At 73.2% G+C, this 19,193-nt stretch carries 11 protein-coding genes; 1 reads left to right on the plus strand and 10 read right to left on the minus strand.

All coding sequences use genetic code 11. The features are described 5' to 3' along the window. Window positions 1–24: 24 nt before the first annotated feature. The 8 genes from E4U91_RS35090 to eccD all read right to left on the minus strand — a co-directional run bounded on the left by E4U91_RS35090 (window position 25) and on the right by eccD (window position 9,678). Window positions 25–402 (minus strand): hypothetical protein, encoded by a 378-nt coding sequence (locus E4U91_RS35090; protein ID WP_137310532.1) that lies wholly within the window; start codon window positions 400–402, stop codon window positions 25–27. 3 nt (window positions 403–405) lie between these two features. Next, window positions 406–861, minus strand: coding sequence for a YbaB/EbfC family nucleoid-associated protein (locus E4U91_RS35095; RefSeq protein ID WP_137310533.1), 456 nt, complete (start codon window positions 859–861; stop codon window positions 406–408). Between the two features lie 160 nt (window positions 862–1,021). Then, on the minus strand, window positions 1,022–4,654 hold the full coding sequence (locus tag E4U91_RS35100; protein WP_137310534.1) for an AAWKG family protein: 3,633 nt from the start codon (window positions 4,652–4,654) through the stop codon (window positions 1,022–1,024). Between the two features lie 128 nt (window positions 4,655–4,782). Then, the gene (locus E4U91_RS35105) at window positions 4,783–5,253 is read right to left on the minus strand and encodes a type VII secretion system-associated protein (protein WP_137310535.1); all 471 of its coding nucleotides are present in this window, start codon (window positions 5,251–5,253) and stop codon (window positions 4,783–4,785) included. Window positions 5,254–5,370: 117 nt separating this feature from the next. Continuing rightward, a complete protein-coding gene (locus E4U91_RS35110) occupies window positions 5,371–5,679 on the minus strand; it encodes a WXG100 family type VII secretion target (RefSeq protein ID WP_137310536.1) in 309 nt (102 codons plus the stop codon). Between the two features lie 87 nt (window positions 5,680–5,766). After that, entirely contained in the window at window positions 5,767–6,102 is a 336-nt protein-coding gene (locus E4U91_RS35115) for a hypothetical protein (protein WP_137304565.1), read from the minus strand. Window positions 6,103–6,665: 563 nt separating this feature from the next. Beyond that, on the minus strand, window positions 6,666–8,234 hold the full coding sequence (gene eccB / locus E4U91_RS35120; RefSeq protein ID WP_137310537.1) for a type VII secretion protein EccB: 1,569 nt from the start codon (window positions 8,232–8,234) through the stop codon (window positions 6,666–6,668). A 43-nt stretch (window positions 8,235–8,277) separates the two neighbouring features. Further along, the gene (gene eccD, locus E4U91_RS35125; protein WP_137310538.1) at window positions 8,278–9,678 is read right to left on the minus strand and encodes a type VII secretion integral membrane protein EccD; all 1,401 of its coding nucleotides are present in this window, start codon (window positions 9,676–9,678) and stop codon (window positions 8,278–8,280) included. A 457-nt stretch (window positions 9,679–10,135) separates the two neighbouring features. On the opposite strand from eccD, the gene eccCa reads away from it, so the two are divergent. Continuing rightward, on the plus strand, window positions 10,136–14,143 hold the full coding sequence (eccCa, locus tag E4U91_RS35130; RefSeq protein WP_137310539.1) for a type VII secretion protein EccCa: 4,008 nt from the start codon (window positions 10,136–10,138) through the stop codon (window positions 14,141–14,143). A 485-nt stretch (window positions 14,144–14,628) separates the two neighbouring features. Here eccCa and E4U91_RS35135 read toward each other — a convergent pair whose 3' ends face one another. After that, entirely contained in the window at window positions 14,629–15,879 is a 1,251-nt protein-coding gene (locus E4U91_RS35135; protein ID WP_174867907.1) for a S8 family serine peptidase, read from the minus strand. Continuing rightward, a complete protein-coding gene (locus E4U91_RS35140; RefSeq protein WP_137310540.1) occupies window positions 15,876–19,193 on the minus strand; it encodes a right-handed parallel beta-helix repeat-containing protein in 3,318 nt (1,105 codons plus the stop codon). The genes E4U91_RS35135 and E4U91_RS35140 overlap by 4 nt, the downstream gene beginning before the upstream one ends.

Raw genomic sequence — 19,193 nt, forward strand, 5'->3', positions numbered from 1 at the left:
GGGGAGCGGCCCGGGGCGCTGGGGTCAGCGGCGACCATGCCCGCTCGGGCCCCCGTCGCCGTTCAGCCCGTGGGTGTCGATCCGGCTGGTGCGCTGCTCGATGTCGTCGATGTTGCGGTCCCGGGTGTCCTTCATCATCCGGACCTGGCTCAGGGTCGCGTCGGTGATGCCGACCAGGGCGTCGCGGATGGACATCATCGTGTCCTTGGTGGTCTGCCGCTCCTTCTGTTCCTGCGGCTTCGCCTTCTCGGCGAACTCCCCGTCGGTGCCGGGCCAGCTGACCGTGGGGGCCAGCTCGTCGAGGAACTCCTCGGTCATGCTCCGGGCCAGCGAGCCGATCTCCTCGAGCTGCCCGGCGAGGGCCTCGATGCGGTGCGGGTCCACGTAGTAGCGCTGTCCCACCGGTCAGTCCTCCCCGTCCTCGTCGAGCGCGTCCCGCCAGCCCGGGCCGTGGTCCGCGCCGCGGGCGGTGTCCTCGTCGTCGTCGTGCAGCACCTCGGGCCCGAAGATCCGCTCCCAGTCGACCTCGAAGCCCTTCAACTCGGGCACGTTGCTGCTGGGCTCGGTGAAGGGCGACATCGCCTTCATCACGTGGCGGTTCATCTTGACCCGCGCCGCGCCGGCCGCCTCCAGGACGCTGGCGGCCAGCTCCTGCGGCGACATGTCGCGGTACTTGTTCTCCAGGAACTCGATCCCGGTCAGCTCGCCCTGCGGCCCCACGGTCGCGCGGACGGCGCGGTCGGAGGACAGCACCGCGAACGACGCCTGGCGCAGCTCGCGTTCGGTGCGCGCCATCGCCTCCTGAGCGGCCTGGAGCTCGGCCATCGCCTTCTCCAGGCGCCTCTCCAGCGGTTCCGTCACGCTCGCGCCTCCTTGCTTCCGTGGCTCCGTGGGTGCGGCCCGGTGTCCGTGTCCGGCGTCGGTCCGGCCGGGCGGTGCACCAACTCACCCGTTGATCTTGCCTGGTGGCGGCCGGGGCGTGATGGGCGGGGTCGCACGGCGTGCGGTGCGCGGCCGCCGGTCACCGGCCGATGACGGCCGGTGTGCCGCCCTCCTCGGTGCCCCACACGTCCGTGTCCTCCTCCAGGTAGTCGGCGGAGGTGGTGGCCCTGCGGCCGGGTTCCGGCTCCTCCTCGGGGGAGTCGCCGCCGGTGGTCGCCACGCGGGAGGCCGGGGCGAGGAACGTGTCGTCGTCCTCCTGCCGGTTCCAGGGGCTGCGCCGGCGGCGGTTGCGCCGCTCGCTCTCCTCGGCCGCGTCGACGAGGACGGCTCGGACCCGTTCGCCGTTGCCCTTCTCGCCGCCCGCGCCCATGCCGCCCATGCCGCCGCCCATGGGCATGCCGGGGCTGCCGGGTGTCCCGGGGGTGCCCGGGGTGCCGGCCTGGGCGGCCGCGGCGAGGGGTGCGGCGCCGCTCTCCGAGAGCGGGGCGACCCCGTTGCCGTCCGTGGTGAAGGAGCCCGCGGAGTAGCCGCCGGCCGTGGCGGCCGCCGTGCCGCCGCCGGGGAGGCCGCCGCTGCCGAGCCCCAGCTCGGACAGCGGTACGTCGCGTGAGGTGGTGGGGCTCCCGCCGATGCGGTCCAGGTCGTCCAGACCCGCGAGGGAACTCGAAGGGCCATGGCCGTTCGAGGTGTTGAGGTCGTGCAGGTTCACGGTCTCGGTGTGACCCCGGGGGTCGGTGACCGTGGCGATGCCGGTGTCCGGGTCGATGACCTGCTTGCTGCCGTCCGGGAAGGTCGTCGTCAACTGCCCGTTGTCCAGGGTGGTGATCGAGCCGTCCGGGTTGGTGACCCGCGCGCCGTGGGTGAGGTCGGTGGTCGTGGTGGAGCCGTCCGCGTGCGTGCTGGTGAGCATCCCGTTGTCGGGGTCGAAGACGCTGTGGCTGCCGTCGCCGAACTGGGTGGTGAAGTCGCCGTCGGCGTCCAGGGCGGTGAACCCTCCGGTCGGGGTGTCCAGGCCGGAGTGGTCGGCGTTCAGCCCGCCGAGGTCGCCGATGGACTCGGTCGTCACGTCGGAGGGGAGACCGCCGGACTGGTGCTGCCCGTTGAGGTTCCCCAGGCTGCCCAGGTTCTCCGTGCTGGTGGTGCCGTCCGGGTGGGTCGTGGTGGTCTGCCCGGTGGTGGGGTCGACGGTCTGGGTGGTGCCGTCGGGGAAGGTGGTCGTCAGCTTGCCGTCGTCGCCCAGGCTGGTCGTCGAGCCGTCCGGGTTGGTGACGCCGGCGCCGTTGCCGAGGTCGGTGGTGGTGACGGAGCCGTCGGGGTGGGTGGTGGTGAGCACTCCGGTGTCCGGGTCGAACGAACTGTGGCCGCCCTGGGGGAAGTCGGTGGTCAGGTCGCCCCCGCTGGTGAGCTGCGTACTGCCCCCGGTCGGGGTGTCCAGCACCCCGTCACTGCCGTTGAGGCCGGTGAGGCTGCCCAGGTCCGTCGTCGTGGTGTGGCCGTCCGGGCCGGTCGTCGTCGCCTGCCCGCTGGTGGGGTCGACGGTCTGGGTGGTGCCGTCGGGGAAGGTGGTCGTCAGCTTGCCGTCGTCGCCCAGGGACGTGACCGAGCCGTCGGGGTTGGTCACCTTGGCGCCGTCGCCGAGGTCGGTCGTGGTGACGGAGCCGTCGGGGTGGGTGGTGGTGAGCACCCCGGTGTCCGGGTCGAAGGAGGTGCTGCTGCCGTCCGGGAAACCGGTGGTGAGCTTGCCGTCCTGGACCTGGGTGCTGCCGCTTGTCGGGGTGCGCAGGGACGTTCCGCCACCGTTGTTGAGGCCGCCGAGGTTGCCCAGGCTCTGGGTGACCGCGTCGTTGCCGGCGCCGGTGTTGAGCGGGCCGAGGTTGGCCAGGCTGGTGACCGGGGGGATGTTGCCGGTGGTCGTGGGGCCGCCGTCGCCGTTCAGGTCGCCGGCGCTCTCGGTGACCGGGAGGTTGCCGTTCAGCAGGCCGTCGAGGCCGCCGAGGTTCTGCTCCTTGACCGCATTGGGGTCGTTGAGGCCGTCCAGGCTCTCCTGCGCGGCCTTGCGCTGCTCCTCGGCCTCGCGTTTGGCTTCCTCCTGCTCGCGGCGCTGCTCCTCGCGCAGCTCGTCCGCGTACTTCTTGTCCTCGTCGCGCTGCTGGTTCTGTTCCTTGCGGAGGTCGTCCTGGTACTTCTTGGCCTCGTCCTGCTCGCGCTGCTGCTGGGCGCGCAGGTCGTCCTGGTACTTCTTGTCCTCGTCGCGCTGCTGGTTCTGTTCCTTGCGCAGGTCGTCCTGGTACTTCTTGTCCTCCTCCCGCTGCTTGTTCTGCTCCTTGCGCAGGTCCTCCTGGTACTTGCGGTCCTCCTCGCGCTGCTTCTCCTGCTCCTTCCGCAACTCGTCCTGGTACTTGCGGTTCTCCTCGTTCTGCCGGTTGACCTCGTCCTTCTCCTCCTTCAGCTTCTTCTTCTCGTAGTCGTCGGCGGCCGTGCTGGTGGACTTCGGTTCGGGCAGGTTGTTCTTGAAGTCCCCGCCCAGGTCGAGGAAGTGGTTGTTGAGGGCGGACTGCACCTGGGCGGCGGGCTTGCCCAGGTACTCGTCGACGCCCTGGCTCCAGATCTTCACCGCCTTGTCGCCGACCTTCGCCCAGTTGGCGATGTCGTTGAGGTCGCCGTACTCGGGGTGCTCCTGGAGGAAGCCGGCCTGCGGCACGTGGTACGTGGAGCTGCCGTAGCGCGAGGACGAGACCTTGATGTCGGTCTTGGCGACGTTGTTGGCGTCCACCCACTGGGCCAGGTCGTCCAGGACGTAGCGCAGCACCTGGTGCGGGTCGTAGTAGGGGGACTTGGCCCAGTCCAGCCACGCCTTGAGCAGGGTGTCGGCCGCGTCCGTCAGGTACTTGCGGCCCAGCGACAGCGCGCGGGAGTAGACGGTGTTGCCGGTGCCCGTCTCGCTGCCCGAACCCGGGCTGGAGTTGAACGTCTCGACGTAGTTGTCGTAGTTCTCGCGGATCTTCTTCAGCAGGCTGCGGAAGACCTCCGCGGCCTCGCCCTTCCAGCCGGCGTCGTCCCGGCCGAAGCGGTCCTCCCAGTCCTTGAGGACCACCGCCTGGTCCTTGAAGAACTTGGCGGCGTAGTCGAAGGAGTCACCGGTGGCGTTGAAGGAGTTCAGGTCGACCACGTCGCCGCCGCCCACGCTCAGGGCGCTGAACCGGGCGTCCTGGGTGCTGCCGCCGAGGAGGGCGAGGAGCGCCGCCCGCGGCCCGTTCATGTACCGGGCGAGCGGGATCGTGCTCATCTTGTCCTTGTTGTAGTCCGTGAACTCGTTGCCCTCACGGACCTGGGCGTTGTGCACGTCGTCGGAGCCGGGGGCCGCGAAGATGATCTCCTCACCGGCCTTCACCCGGCCCTCGAAGACGATCCGGGCCTGCTTGATCAGGGTCTTCTTGCCGCGGTCGAAGAACCAGATGTCGTAGTCCTCGCCGTTGTTCCGCAGGAACCCGGAGTCTTGCACCAGCAGGCTGAGGCTCCGGTCCTTGATGTCCATCCGGAAGAGCTTGCCCCCGTGGTCGGAGCGCAGGTTGTCGAAGACCGTGGCGCGGTCCGGTACCGGGTAGCCGGTGATGTGCTTGACCAGGGTGGCCCAGGTGTCGGAGGACGGATCCCCGGCATTGTCGAACTTGTCGAGGTTCGCAACGGAGTTGGGATCGTAACGGTCGGCCACCGGGCGCCCTTTCTGGTCGGTGCGTGACGTGCGCCCCGGAGCCCGCCGCCGTCGTGCCGGGTGTGCTGCCGGGAGTCCTGTGCGGCCCGGCCGGCGGTCCTCGGACCGGGCCGGCGCGCGCCGCGCTGTCAGGTGTCTTTCTTGCCGCCGCCGGAGCCGCCGGCGGTGAGGGTGTCGACCTCTTCGAAGGTCATGAGCAGCGTCTGTGCGTCGATGGCGCTGAGGTTCTTGTCCTTGGTCTTGTTGGCCTCTTCGATGGTGTCGCTGAGGGCTTCCTTCAGCTCCTTGAAGAGGTCCATCTGGTCACCGAGCAGCTTGTCGATCGCCTCCGCCGCCGCCCGTATGTCCTCGATCAGCTTCGGGCCCGACACCAGGGGCTCGGTGGCCATCTTGCCGATGCGCAGCAGCTGTTGGTTCTGGTCGAGGTTGCCCGGGGTGGTGTGCCCGTCGATGAGCTGGCCGAGCGGCCGGATGTGGGCACCGTCGCCGACCTCACGGTGCTTCTTCGCGGCGGTGTACACCGGCTGGACCTCGTTGTCCCGGAAGTTCTCCATCTGCTTGAGGTCGAAGTGCTTGACGTCGGCCTTCTCACCGGCCATGGGACGTCCTCCTGCTGCTTGGTACGGGACAAGTGGTCGACGGGTGCTCGGGAACCCGGTGGGGCCGGCCGGCGCCCGGTGTGCGGGCCGCCGTGCCGGCGAGGGGCCCGTCCGGTGCTACCGGGCGCGGACGTTGCCCCAGTTGTCGGCGCTCCTGCGCTCGTCACGGGAGTGGTTGTCGTGGATGCTCTGCACCAGCTCGCCGCTGTCACCGAGCAGCGTGGCCATGTTCTTGGTGGCCTGGTCCCACTCCGCCTGGACCTGGAGGTACATCTGCTGGTCCGAGCCCTCCCAGGAGCTGACGAGCGGCTTGAGCTCGTCCTCCAGGGTGTTGAGGGCGTTGATGATCTGCTGGGTCTGGTCCTTCAGGTCCTCGATGGTCCGCTGAACCACGGGGTAGCGCACGTCGATGATGCCGTCGGCCATGACGTCTCCTCAGGGGTGGCCGGGCGCTGGGCCCGGGAAGCGAGCGGGATCCGGAGTCGTCCGAGGGGCCGACACCGGTGGGGGGGATCAGAGCAGTGCTTCGAAGACGCCCTGGGTGGTCTTGCTGTTGAGCACCTCGGTGAGGTCCTGGTTCTCCTTCGCCAGCCGGTCGGCGGAGGTCACGTTCTCCTGGAGCGCGTCGATCATCTTGCTGATCTGGACGACGACCTTCTGCGCCTCGGCGTTCCAGCTGCGGAAGAGCTTCAGGAGGGCCTGGCCCTCGTCACCGCCGACACCCGAACGCGCGGCCAGCTCGGCCACGTTGTTCTGGATCTTCTCGACCTGGCTCCGGGCGGACTCCAGGGACGAGACGCCCCCCAAGCCCTTGGCATAATCCGCTTTCCTCGCGGCACTGTCCGCCATGTCGCGCTCCCTTCGTTCGGGCAACTGCTGATCGCCACGTTGCCCGCTGAGGCTAAAGAGAACCCGGCGTTCCGCGCAACGCGCTCCGGGGTCGATTTTGAGCTTCGGTGCGCCTGCCAAGGACCGGGCGAACCGGGGGAGTTGCGGGAAGGTTTCCTGGAGATGAAGACAATCGTGTGTTCCGTCGACGGGCTCGCCCGCCCTGATTTCCACCGCTCCCCGTGATACGGGCTCGAAGCGGGCACGCGAAGCCGGGAAACGGTCACCGCGACGGCCCGTTTCCGAAATGTCCGCGTCGCCCGCAGAAAAGCGTCGGCTCCCGGGCCGCATATTCTGAGGTTGATTTGAGCTTTCTCGTCCGCGCCGGGCTTTCCCCGCGCCGGTTCGAGGCGGACGCGGGAGCTGATCGCCGGTCAATTCCCGTCGTCCGCCCCGCGCCCGGCGGCACCGGCCACGCGGCGGCGGCCCTCAGATCGGCTGGATTTCGCCTCTGCTCCCGACCTGTTCCTTTCCGTGCGGTGCGGACGTGCCCCGCGTCCGGCTGGACGCGGGGCACGTGCGGCTCACCGTGCGGCGCCGGTCGTGCCTGCCTCGTCCGCGCCGTCCGCCGTGTCGTCGCCCTTCGCCTCGGAGGAGGCACACGCCGGGGCCGTGACCTTGGGCTTCGCGGCGCCCGAAGCGGCCGCCGCGTCCAGGTCCGCCCCGGTGGGGAAGGCCGCCAGCAGCGGCGCCGGCACGGAGGCGACGTCCCCGGCCCCGAAACCGAGGGCCGACAGCGCGGTCCGGGAGGAGATCCGGTACTTCACCCCGTTGTCCGCCACCAGGTAGGTGGTGCCCGCGTGGGCGGCGCCGCTGGCGTGCAGCGCCCGGACCAGCACACCGTGCCCGGGACGTACGACGGCCGCGTCCGGCGGCGCGCAGGCCGCGCGCAGCCGGTCGGTGCCCTCGGGGACCGCCACCGGGGCGAGCTGGGTCAGCGGGACCAGCACCGAACTGATCCGGACCCCGCCGTCGGCGCCGTCCACCTGCGCGCACAGCGCGCTGCCCCGCGGTACGGACAGCGCGGCGGGCGGCGCGTCCGGCAGCGCGGCGGAGCCCGCCGGGGGCGCGTCCTGCGCCCGGTGCTCGCGCAGGACGTCCGCGCCGACCGTGCGCACCTCGGGCGACTGCCCCGCGTAGGCCTCCTTCTGGGTGGCCGGGTCACCCAGCACCAGGGCGGCGCCCAGCCGGGTCAGCGGCACCAGACCGTCCTTGCGCAGCAGGTGGTACGTGCTGTCACCGCCCGGCACGCTCACCGTGAACAACTGCCCGACCCGGCTCGCCCGGCCGCCGAGCGAGGGGCCGTCCTCGCCGCGCCCGGGCACCTCGGGCGGGCTCAGGGCGGGACCGGGGGCCAGCGCGTCGAGGAAGGCCGCGGAGACCGGCATCGGCTGCTCGGAGCCGTAGCCGAGGGCGGTCCGGGCGTCGGAGGTGCGGTCGAGCGGCAGCCGGCTGCCCCGCCACACCAGGTACTCGGTGCCGTCCGGGCCGCGCACCAGGGCCGCCCGGTCGCCGTCCACGGCACGGGAGTCCACGGGTGCCCCGGCGACCACCGTGGTGGCACCCGGCTTCCCGACACCGGAGTCCGACGCGCCGGCCGCGGTGCTGGGCAGCGCCCCTCCCGGTCCGGTGACGCACATGTGCCAGGCACCGGAGTCGAGTTGCGCCGGGTCCGGCACGGTGTCCGGGGCGCCGGGAATTCCGACCGCTGCGCCCGTCGGAGTGCCCCGGAGCGACGCGCTGCCCACGTCGCTCGTCTCCAGGTCCGGGCCGCCGATCAGCCGCGCCGAGGCGTAGTTGCGCACCGGGTGCAGGACGCCGTCGGTGCCCGTCCACAGGTAGCGGGCACCGGTGTCGCGGTTGACGACCAGGTGCGGGCCGTCGCGCCAGCCGTCGTTGCCGCCGGGTCGCAGCAGCCCGTAGACGGTGGCGCCCGCGCCGATCAGGACGGTGACCAGCACGCCGAACACCACCCCGCGGGTGGTGCGTCCCAAGGGGCTCTCCGGGGCGTCCGGGTCGGCCGTCAGCAGGCCCGAACTGAGCCTGCCCATCATGAACGTGTGGGCCTGCACCTGGTCGCGCTTGGACTGCACAGCCTCTCCTCAACTCGTACGTGTGAACCGGCGACCGGCGCCGTCAGCCGAACAGTCCGCGCAGCCAGCCGAACAGGCCCGCCACCCACAGGCTGAGCGGCAGCAGGGCCACCGCCAGGCCGGTGTGCGCCACCTCCGCCGCCCGGCCCCAGTACGGCAGCACCCGGCGGCCGGGCACCACCCACGCGGCCACCACCAGGGCGGCCGCGGCGGCGAGCAGGACGGCCGGGACCACCGTGCGGGCGTCACCGCCGCTGTCGACGGCCCAGGCACGTGCCAGCAGCAGCAGACCCCACACACCGGGCACCGCGAGGGTCAGCCGCTGGCCGATGTGCACCAGACCGCGGCCGTGCAGGAGCAGCAGCAGGCTCAGCGCCACGGACACGAGCACCTCGGGCAGGTCCGGGTGGTGGGCGAGGACGGCCAAGGCCGCCGCGGCGACGACGCCCGTGGCGGCGAACAGCGCGGTGACCCAGCGCCCCGCCAGCACCGTCCGCTCGGCGACCTCGCTGCCCGCGTACGGCTCGATGCCCTCCTGCAGCTGGCTCGCCGAGGAGGGCAGGGCGGGCATGCGCATCCCGGCCAGCTTGAAGGCGAAGGGCGCCACCGCGCCCGCGCCGAGCGCGACCACCGTCGCCACCAGCGCCACCGTGCCCGGTACGTCCAGGCCGCTGTAGCCGATCAGGACACCCGCGAGCGCCGTGGCCACCGAGACCACGGCGGTTGCCGTGAGGGCCGGGGCGCCGACCGCGGTCGCGGCCAGTGCGAGGACGGCGCCGCCCGCGCTCGCCGCGCCCGCCGCGAGCAGCCGCGCGCCCACGACCCGGGCGGCGTCCGGACCGGTCACGTCGCCGCCGGGCAGCACCCAGCCGGCCACCCCCAGACACGGCGCGACCAGCAGGCCGAGCGCACCGGCCGAGAGCCGCTCACCGACCGCACGGCTGGCGGTGGCCGCGCCGGCGAGCAGCAGCAGCCCGGTCACACCCGCGTAGGCAGGCCGCACCGACGAGGTCACCCCGGGCCAGAACACCAGCAGCAGCGAGGTCAGCACGGTGGCCACGGCGGTCCCCACCAGCAGGGAGCGGGCCGCGCCGGGGTGCCAGGTGTGCAGCCGCCGGGCGGCGGTGTCGGCCATCCCGTCCACCAGGTCGTCGAGCCGCGCCTCGGGCAGCGCCTCGGTGTGCGGGCGCAGGTACAACACGTCCCCGTCGACGAGACCGCAGTGGGCGAGGGTGGTCTCCTCGTCCAGCGGCACGTCGCCGAGGCGCTGGAGCACCCAGCCGGCGTGGTCGAGACCGGACTCCTCGGCCTCCTCGCCGACGTAGCGCAGCAGCGTGGGCAACAGATCGGCGACCGGCACGTCGGCGGGCACGGCCAGATCGACGGAGACGCTCGGCGCGCGTACGGTCAGGCGGCACAGATCGGCCACCGCACTGTCGGTCATCAGCTGAACTCTCGTCTTCCGTGGGGGGCTTGGCAGGCAATCGTCCCCCGCGGAAAGGGGGGGACGGCTGAAGACTACGTAAGGTATATGCGGACGAGAACAGCGGGCCGTCCGCAGGGGAATTGCACCCGCGTGCCCGGTAACTGCCCCTCCCGCGTGGACAGGTGGTACCGGAGGAATGCAGACTACTGCCGACGCCCGCCGGATTGTGCTGCGGACCGGACCCGCGTCCGGTGCGGAGCCGAGCGGCAGGGGAGTCGCCCGTCTGCTTCCGCCCCCGAACGCGCACCGGATTGCACCGTCCCCCGGTAACCCCAGAGTCGTTGCGGTGCGGCGCTTTCCCGCTCCCGGAAGGGAGCGGCATTTCGGTGCGGGCCGGAAAGCCCAGTGAACCCGGAGGTTCTGTCCCTTGAGCGTGGTGCTGTTTCGCCGGCCGGCCCGCAGGCGCGGTCCGGAGATGCCCGAAGGCCAACTGACGCTCCAGGAACCACCGGTCCTGTCCGAGACGGTCCCGGACACCTCGGCCGTGTGGACGTACCTGCCGATGGCGCTCATGTCGGTGTCGATGATGCTGATGTTCCTGCGCCCCGGCGGCAGCAACGGCGTCTTCATCTACCTCGCCATGGGCGTCATGGCGCTCTCCGCCGGCGCCATGCTGCTGGGCCAGCTGATGCGCCGCTCCAGCGAGCGCAAGCAACGCCTGCGGGGCGAACGCCGCGACTACCTCCGCTACCTGGCCCAGATCCGCAAGCGGGTCCGGGCCACCATCGTCGAGCAGCAGCGCGCCCTCGCCTGGCGCCACCCCGACCCCGCCTCGCTGCGCTCCCTGGCCCGCACCTCCCGGCTGTGGGAACGCCGCCCCGCCGACGAGGACTTCGGCGAGGTCCGGCTCGCGGTCGGGGAACAGCAGCTCGCCCTCACCCTGCAGCCCGTCTCCACCCGCCCCGTGGAGGACCTCGAACCGCTCTGCGCCCACGCCCTGCGCCGCTTCATCCGCGCCTACTCCACCATCCCCGACCAGCCCCTCGGCCTGTACCTGCGCTCCTCCGCCCGGATCCTGCTGCGCCCCGAGGAGACGGCCGCGGCCGGTCCGGCCGAGCCCGCGAGTGCCGGCGGCCGTGCCCCGGCCGCCGGCACCGGCGACGACGCCGTACGGGCCCTCGTGCGGGCCGCGCTCGGTCAGCTCGCCGTGTTCCACGCCCCCGAGGAGCTGTGGCTGGCGGTCTGCGCGAGCGACGAGCGACGGGCGGACTGGGAGTGGGTCAAGTGGCTGCCGCACGCCCTGCACCCGCACGAGGAGGACGGCGCGGGCCAGGTCCGCCGCATCACCGCCGACCTCACCGAACTGGACGACCTGCTCGGCGCCGAGTTCGCCGAACGCCCCGGCTTCGACCCGGACGCCCGTCCCGGCCGCGACGAGCCGTACACCGTCATCGTCCTGGACGGCGTCACCGTCCCCGAGGGACACCGCTGGGAGGGGCACGGCTACCGCAACGCGGTGGTCCTCGACGTCTCCGGCGCGCTGCGCTGGCGGCCCGGCCGCAACACGCTGCGCCTGACCGTCGGGGCCCGGCAGGTGAGCCTGGTGCGCACCGACCGCAGCCGCAAGGAGCGCTCCGTACCGCTCGGCCGCCCCGACCGGCTCGGCGTCCTCGGCGCCGAGTCGCTGGCCCGGCTGCTCACCGCGCGCCGCATCAGCCTCGCCACCGACATCGCCCAGCCGCTGGACACCGACGTCGAACTGACCACCCTGCTCGGCATCCCCGACCTCTACCGGCACGACCCCCGGGCCCACTTCGCCCGGCACACCGGCGCCGCCCGGCTCAGGGTGCCCGTCGCGGTCGGCGTCGACGGCCGCCCCGTCGAACTCGACATCAAGGAGTCCGCGCAGGGCGGCATGGGCCCGCACGGCATGCTCATCGGCGCCACCGGCTCCGGCAAGAGCGAACTCCTGCGCACCCTCGTCCTCGGCCTCGCCCTCACCAACTCCTCGGAGACGCTCAACTTCGTCCTCGTCGACTTCAAGGGCGGCGCCACCTTCCTCGGCCTGGAGGAACTCCCGCACACCTCCGCCGTCATCACCAACCTCGCCGACGAAGTCGCCCTCGTGGAACGCATGCAGGACGCCCTGCACGGCGAACTCATGCGCCGCCAGGAGCTGCTGCGCGCCGCCGGCAACTACACCTCCGCCCTGGAGTACGAGCGCGCCCGCGCCACCGGCGCCGACCTCACGCCGCTGCCCAGCCTGTTCGTCGTGGTCGACGAGTTCAGCGAACTGCTCTCCGCGCACCGCGAGTTCATGGACCTGTTCGTCATGATCGGCCGCCTCGGCCGCTCCCTCGGGGTGCACCTGCTGCTCGCCTCGCAGCGCCTGGACGAGGGCCGCATGCACCAGCTGGAGAGCCACCTGTCGTACCGCATCGGCCTGCGCACCTTCTCCGCCATGGAGAGCCGCGGCGTGCTCGGCGTCCCCGACGCCTACCAGCTGCCCGCCCAGCCGGGCAGCGGCTACCTCAAGTCCGGCGTGGAAGCCCTGACGCGCTTCCGCGCCGCCTACTCCTCCGGCACCTACCGCCGCCGCACCGGCGCGGTGGCCCAGGCCCGGGTCGCCAACCAGGTCGTGCCCTGGACCAGCAGCTGGGTCGTGCCGCGGACCCTGGAGCCGGTGCCCGCACCGGAGCCCGACACCAAGGACGACGGCGACGAGGAGACCCTCCTCGCGGTGGCCCTCGACCGGCTGCGCGACTCCGGCCCGGCGGCCCACCAGGTGTGGCTGCCCCCGCTGGACGAACCCTCCCCGCTCGACGCCCTGCTGCCCGGCCTCGCCCCCGACGCCGAACGCGGCCTCACCGCAACCGGCTGGCCCGGCACGGGGAAGCTCCGCGTCCCCGTCGGCCTGGTGGACAAGCCGTTCGAGCAGCGCCGTGACCCGCTGGTCGTGGACCTGTCCGGAGCCGGCGGCCACGTCGCCATCGCGGGCGGCTCGCAGAGCGGCAAGTCCACCCTCGCCCGCACCCTCATCAGCGCCCTCGCCCTCACCCACACCCCCGCCGAGATCCAGTTCTTCTGCCTCGACTTCGGCGGCGGCGGCCTCTCCCAGCTCGCCGGGCTGCCGCACGTCGGCGGCGTCGCGGCACGCCTGAACCCCGAACGCGTGCACCGCGCCGTCGCCGAGGTGATGACCCTGCTGGCCCGCCGCGAGCAGTTCTTCGTCGACCACACCCTGGACTCCATGCAGTCCTACCGCCGCCGCCGCGCCGCCGGGGAGTTCCCCGACGAGCCCTTCGGTGACGTCTTCATGGTGATCGACGGCTGGTCCACCGTCCGCCAGGACTACGACGACCTCATCCCGAAGTTCAACGAACTCGCCGCCCGCGGCCTGAACTACGGCATCCACCTGCTCATCACCACCACACGGTGGGTCGAGCTGTCCGCCCAGGTCCGCGACCAGGCCGCCACCCGCCTGGAACTGCGGATGGGTGACCCCATGGACTCCGAGATCGACACCCGCAAGGCCCGCTCCGTGCCGCGCAGCGGCGGCCGCGGCATCACCGCCGACACCAAGATGCACTTCCTGGCCGGCCTGCCCCGTCTCGACGGCAGCGGCTCCCTGGACGACCTCGGCGACGGCGTCGCCCACCTCGTCGCCGAGGTCTCCCGGCACTGGAGCGGCGCACCCGCCCCGCAGATCCGGATGCTCCCGCACCGGCTGCCGCTCGCCGAACTGCCCGCCCCCGAGGCCACCGAGGGCGGCGGCATGCGCCTGCCGCTCGGCATCGACCAGGACGCCCTGGAGCCGGTCTGGCACGACTTCAGCCGCACCCCGCACCTGATCGTGGTCGGCGACACCGAGAGCGGCAAGACCAACCTGCTGCGCCGCGTCAGCGAGGGCATCACCACCCGCTACGCCCCCCACGAGGCGAAGATCATCGTGGTGGACTACCGGCGCACCCTCGTGGACACCGTCCCTGAGGAGTACCGCATCGGCCACGTGATCTCCCTGGACAACCTCAAGGAGACCGTGGAGGGCGCCGCCCGCGCCATGAAGACCCGCATCCCCGGCGCCGACATCGCCCCCGCCCGGATGCGCCAGTGCGACTGGTGGACCGGCCCGCGCCTGTTCATCCTGGTAGACGACTACGACATGGTCTCCGGCAACTCCTTCCAGAGCCCGTTCGAGCCGCTCTTCGAGCACCTCACGCTCGGCTTCGAGATGGGCCTGCACCTGGTCGTCGCCCGCAGCGCCATGGGCGCCGGGCGCGGACTCGGCGACGGCCTGCTGCGCCGCCTCGACGAGGCCAACAACCCCGCGCTCCTGCTGTCCTGCCCGCCCACCGAGGGCCGGCTCTTCGGCAACGCCAAGCCGCGCAACCTCCCCCCGGGCCGGGCCCTGCACATCGCCCGCCGCCGCGAACGGCTGGTGCAGACCGCGCTCGTGGAAACGGGCCAGGACCCGCAGGCCTGACCGACCGGGCGGGGGGGCGCGCCCGCGCGGCCGACTCAGGGCTGAGCGGGCGGGCCCCTCGCGTCCGGCATCGCGGGGCGTCGCCCGCGTACGCGGGCTCGCGGCGAGGCGAACAGCGGTCGGGGAACGGGAAGGGCGTGCCCGCGCGGCCGAAGCACGCCCCGCCGCGGCGCGCCCGTTCGATCCGGCCGCCGGGTGCCACGCGCGGGCGCGGGCTGGGGCTACGGCGAGCAGTGGGCGGGGTGAACGGGGCAGGCTCGCACGATCGGCGCACGGCCGCGCGCCCGTCCTGTCTGCCCCCGGCGCGCACTGGCCGCGCGTCTCCCAGCGGGCGAACAGCGAGCAGGGACGAGCCAGTGTGGCTGCCTCACGGCCAGCCCAGTGGCGCCGTCGCGGCTGGCCTGGCGGTGGGCCACCCGCTTACGCGGACTCGTGCGAAGCGAACAGCGGGCAGAGGACGGGCAGGGCGTACGCGCGCGGTCGGCTCACGCCCCGTCGGGCGTGCCCGTCTCCTTCGGTCCCGCCGGGCGCCACCCGCGTGCGCGGGCTCGTGGCAGGGCGAAGACCGCCCACAGCACCGACAGGACTCCGGCGCCCCCGAGCAGGACGAAGAGGGCGGCGCGGCCGGTCGCGCGGTCGGCCGCGGCCGTGTCGCGCAGCGTCACCTGGCGGGACCCGTCACCGGCCGGCAGGACGGCGCGGGCGTCGCCGAGGACGGTGGTGACGGCGGCGTACGGGTCAAGCTGGGGGATGTCGGCGGGGTAGGCGGTGGCGGTCAGGCGCCGGACGACGGCCGCGGGAGAGTCGTCGGGGTGGGTCGCGCGGACGACCGCGGCCGCCCCGGCGGCATAGGCGGCGGCCACCGAGGCGCCGCCGCCGAGGTAGTGCCCGGCACCGCGGGGACCGCCGGACACGACCCCGGCTCCGGGCGCGGCCAGGTCGACACCGCTGGTGGGCAGGGCGTTGTCGGGGCGGGACCCGTCGGGGAGCATGTCGGCGACCGACAGCACCCCGGGCTCACCGGCCGGCCAGTAGATGCGTGCGGGTACGTCGTCGGTGGCGCCCCGGGTCGGCGGGTCGGGCGTGGCGGCGGCGACCACGACCGCGCCCTCGCCCAGCGCGTCGGCGACGGCACGGGTCAGCTCGGCGTCACGGCGGGGCAGGGCCACCCCGACCACGATCACGTCGGCGCCGGCCTCGGTCGCGGCGCGCACCGCCTCGGCGACCAGGTCGGCGTCCGCCTGTCCGCGTTCGTCGGTGCCCCGCAGGGCGAGGACCTTCGCCGAGGGGGCGACACCGGCCAGACCCGGGGTGGCGCCGCCGCTCCCGGCGATCAGCCCCGCCAGGAAGGTGCCGTGCCCGACGCAGTCCACCGCGGCCGCGCCCTGAGCGGTGACCCGGTCGCCGAGCCCGGTCGCGTCGGCGACGACCCCGGTGTCGACCAGGGCGACGGTCACGCCCGCCCCCGTGCTGTGCCGGTGCAGCCGGTCCAGGTCGAGGCGCTGGCGCGACCAGTCCTGCTTCTTCGCCTTGGACGTGGAGGCGGGCGTGCAGGCGTCGTCCCCGGCGTCCGTACCGAGCGCGGAGGGCATGCCGGGCAGTTGCTGGCCCTTGCCGTCCGCCGAGGGCAGCGACGCCGGCGCGGCCGGCGCGGGGCCGGCCGCGGACAGCAGCAGGGCGGCGCCCAGGGCGGTGGCGGGCAGGGCGCGGGCCGTGGCGCGCAGGGACGGCTTCACCGGGGCGCCGCCTTCGTGGCCGGCGTGGAGACGTCCTCGGGCAGCAGGATGCGCAAGTCGTCCAGGGTGGGCGCGGCCAGCGTGCTGAGCCGTCCCGCCTGGCGGGTCACCATCGACTCGACGACCTGGCGGGCCAGGCGGGCGTTGCCGAACGAGCGGTCGCGGGGGAGCGCGTCGAAGTACTCCTTGAGCAGCGGGCCGGTACCCGGACCGCACTCGTAGCCCATGGCGGTGGCCTGGGTGCGCACGATGGTGACCAGCTCCTCGGAGGAGTAGTCGGCGAAGGCGACCCGGCGCGGGAAGCGCGAGGACAGGCCCGGGTTGGAGGCCAGGAAGCGTTCCATCTCGTCGGTGTAGCCGGCGACGATGACCACCACCTCGTCGCGGTGGTCCTCCATCAGCTTCAGCAGCGTGTCCACCGCCTCCTGGCCGAAGTCGGCGCCGCCGCCGCGCGGGGTGAGGGTGTAGGCCTCGTCGATGAACAGCACACCGCCACGGGCGCGTTCGAACACCTCGCGGGTGAGTTGCGCGGTGTGGCCGATGTAGCGGCCGACCAGGTCGGCGCGGGCCGCCTCGACGAGCTGGCCCCGCGCGAGGATGCCGAGCTGGGAGAGGATCTCGCCGTAGAGACGGGCCACGGTGGTCTTGCCGGTGCCGGGCGGCCCGGTGAAGACCAGATGGTGACTGAGCGACGGCACGGGCAGCCCGGCGGCCGCACGGTGACGTGCCGTGGTGATGAGGTTGACCAGGTCGGCGACGTCCCGCTTGACCTCCGCCAGGCCGATCATGTCGCCGAGGCGGGTCAGCGGGTCGTCCTGCGCCACCGCGCCACCGGTGACCTGCGCGGCGGCGGTGGCGGAGACGTCCTCCGGCAGCAGCAGCCGCAGGTCGTGCTCACTGACCTGGGCCTGGGAGGCGAGCCGGACCGCCTGGCGGTCCACCATCTCCTCGAACACCCCGCGCGCCGCACGGCCGTTGCCGAAGCCGGCGTCCCGTGGCATCGCCTCGAAGTGCGCGGCCAGCGCCTGCGCGGTGCCCTCGCCGAGCTCGTACTGGTGCTGGGCGCACATGTTCTCCATGATCGCGACCAGTTCGGGCACCGAGTAGTTCTCGAACTGCACCGTCCGGGAGAACCGGGAGGCGAGGCCGGGGTTGGAGCCGAGGAAGGACTCCATCTCGCGCGAGTAGCCGGCCGCCACCACGACGACGTCGTCCCGGTGGTCCTCCATGAGCTTGAGCAGGGTGTCGACCGCCTCGCGGCCGAAGTCGGCGCCGCCGTTGTTGCTGTCGGAGGTGAGCGTGTACGCCTCGTCGATGAACAGCACGCCGCCGAGCGCCCGTTGGAACGTCTCTGTGGTCTTGATCGCCGTGCCGCCGACGACCTGCGCGACCAGGTCCGCCCGGGACACCTCCACCAGGTGCCCGCTGCGCAACGACCCCAGCTCCGCCAGGATCGAACCGTACAGCCGGGCCACCGTGGTCTTGCCGGTACCGGGCGGGCCGGCGAAGACCAGGTGGCGGCTCATCGGCGGGGCGGGCATGCCGAGCTTCTCCCGGCGCTGGGCGAGCTGGGTCAGGTTGACCAGGGTGCCCACCTGCTGCTTGACGTTCTCCAGGCCGATCAGCGCGTTGAGGGCGCCGAGCGGGCCGTCGGCCCGGTCCGGCGGGGGCGCGTCGGCCGCGCCGGAGCCCGCCGGGTCGGTGTTCTCGGCGGCGCCGGTGCCCCAGGCGTCCCGCTTGCCGTTGCCGGTGCTGTTCAGGCCCTCCACGGCCAGCCGGGTGCCGGGGGCCGTCTGCACCAGGCCGCCGCCGCCGTTCTCCCGGGCCAGGCAGTTGACGAGGGACACCGGCGCGGTGGACTCCACCCGGAAACCGTCCTGGGCGCCGCCGGTGACCTCGCAGCCGCTGAGGGAGGCGAGCGCGCCCTCGCGCAGCAGGAAGCCGTGGCCCTGGGGGGCGTGCACCGCCGTACGGTTGGCGGTCAGCTCGCCGCCCGCGGCGACCACCACGCCGTCCTCGCCGGACACCTCGACGCGGAAGTCGCGCACGGTGACGTTGCCGCCGTCCTCGACGGCCAGTCCGCTGGTGACCGCGTCGGACACGCCGCCGCCGGCCAGGTACAGGGTGCTGCCGGAGGCGGCCCGCACGCCCACGCCCTTGGGCCGCAGCACGTCGCAGTCCTCGACGCGCCCACGGGCGTCCTTCAGGGCCGCGATGCCGTCGCCCTCGGGCTCCACCAGCCGGGCCCGGCGCAGCAGCGGGTTCGCGCCGCCGCGCACCAGGACCGCCGGTGCGCCGCCGATCACTTCGAGGCGGTCCAGCTCGGGCGCGGAGTCCTCCTCGAGGAGCAGTCCGGTGCCCTCGCAGTCGCGGGCGGTGAAGCCGGTGAGCGCGGGCGAGGCGGCCCCGGCGACCCGCAGCGCCGCCTCCCGCGCGCCGTCGACCCAGCAGTCCTCGAAGGTGCCGCGGGCCCGGTCGGTGACCAGTACGCCGTGGCCGCGGGTCCGCGAGACGCGGCAGCGGCGCAGCACCGGGTCGGTGCCCGCCGCCAGCGTGATGCCGTTGCCGGACGCCCCGGTGACCCGGACGTCCTCCAGCGTCGTGCGGCCGGAGGTGCTCAGGTGCACGCCGGTGCTGGTGTCGTGCACGACGGTGCGCACCACCGACAGGGAGCAGTTCTGCTCCAGGGCCAGGGAGGGCTTGTCGGTGGAGGAGACGTCGCAGTCCTCCACCGTGCCGCGGGAATCGCCGTTGGCGAGCAGCCCGTTGCCGCGGGCGTCGCGCACCGTGCAGCCCCGGATGCGTGCCTCGCCCTGCTCGGCGAGGACCACACCGCTGGTCCCCAGGTGCTCGAAGGTGCAGGACTCCATCGTGGTGGGCGTGGTCGAGGTGACCACGACGCCCGCCCCCTGCGGGTTGCTCACCCGGCAGTCCCGCAGCGCCAGCGAACCGGTGCCCGACGCCAGCAGCGCGGTCCACGCCGCCCCGACGACCTCGCAGCCGTCCAGCGCGGCCTGCCCGCGGCGGACGTCCACCGTCGGCTCCTCGGCGTCAGCGCCGCGCAGGGTCAGCTCCGAGAGCATCACGGCGTCGGCGCGCAGTGCGAGCACACTGCCCGTGCGCGGCCTGATCTCCACGGTGCCCCGTCCCTCCGCGGCGGCGAGGGTGACCCGGGTGTGGATCACCAGGTTCTCCGCGTAGCTCCCGGGCCGGATGCTGATGAGGGCGCCGGTGCGGGCGGCCGAGAGCGCCTCACCGATGGTCCGGTAGCGGTCCCGGTCGTCCGGACCGACCGTGAGTACCTGGCGCGACAC

The sequence above is a fragment of the Streptomyces lasalocidi genome (assembly GCF_005280215.1).
Taxonomy (GTDB): domain Bacteria; phylum Actinomycetota; class Actinomycetes; order Streptomycetales; family Streptomycetaceae; genus Streptomyces; species Streptomyces longwoodensis.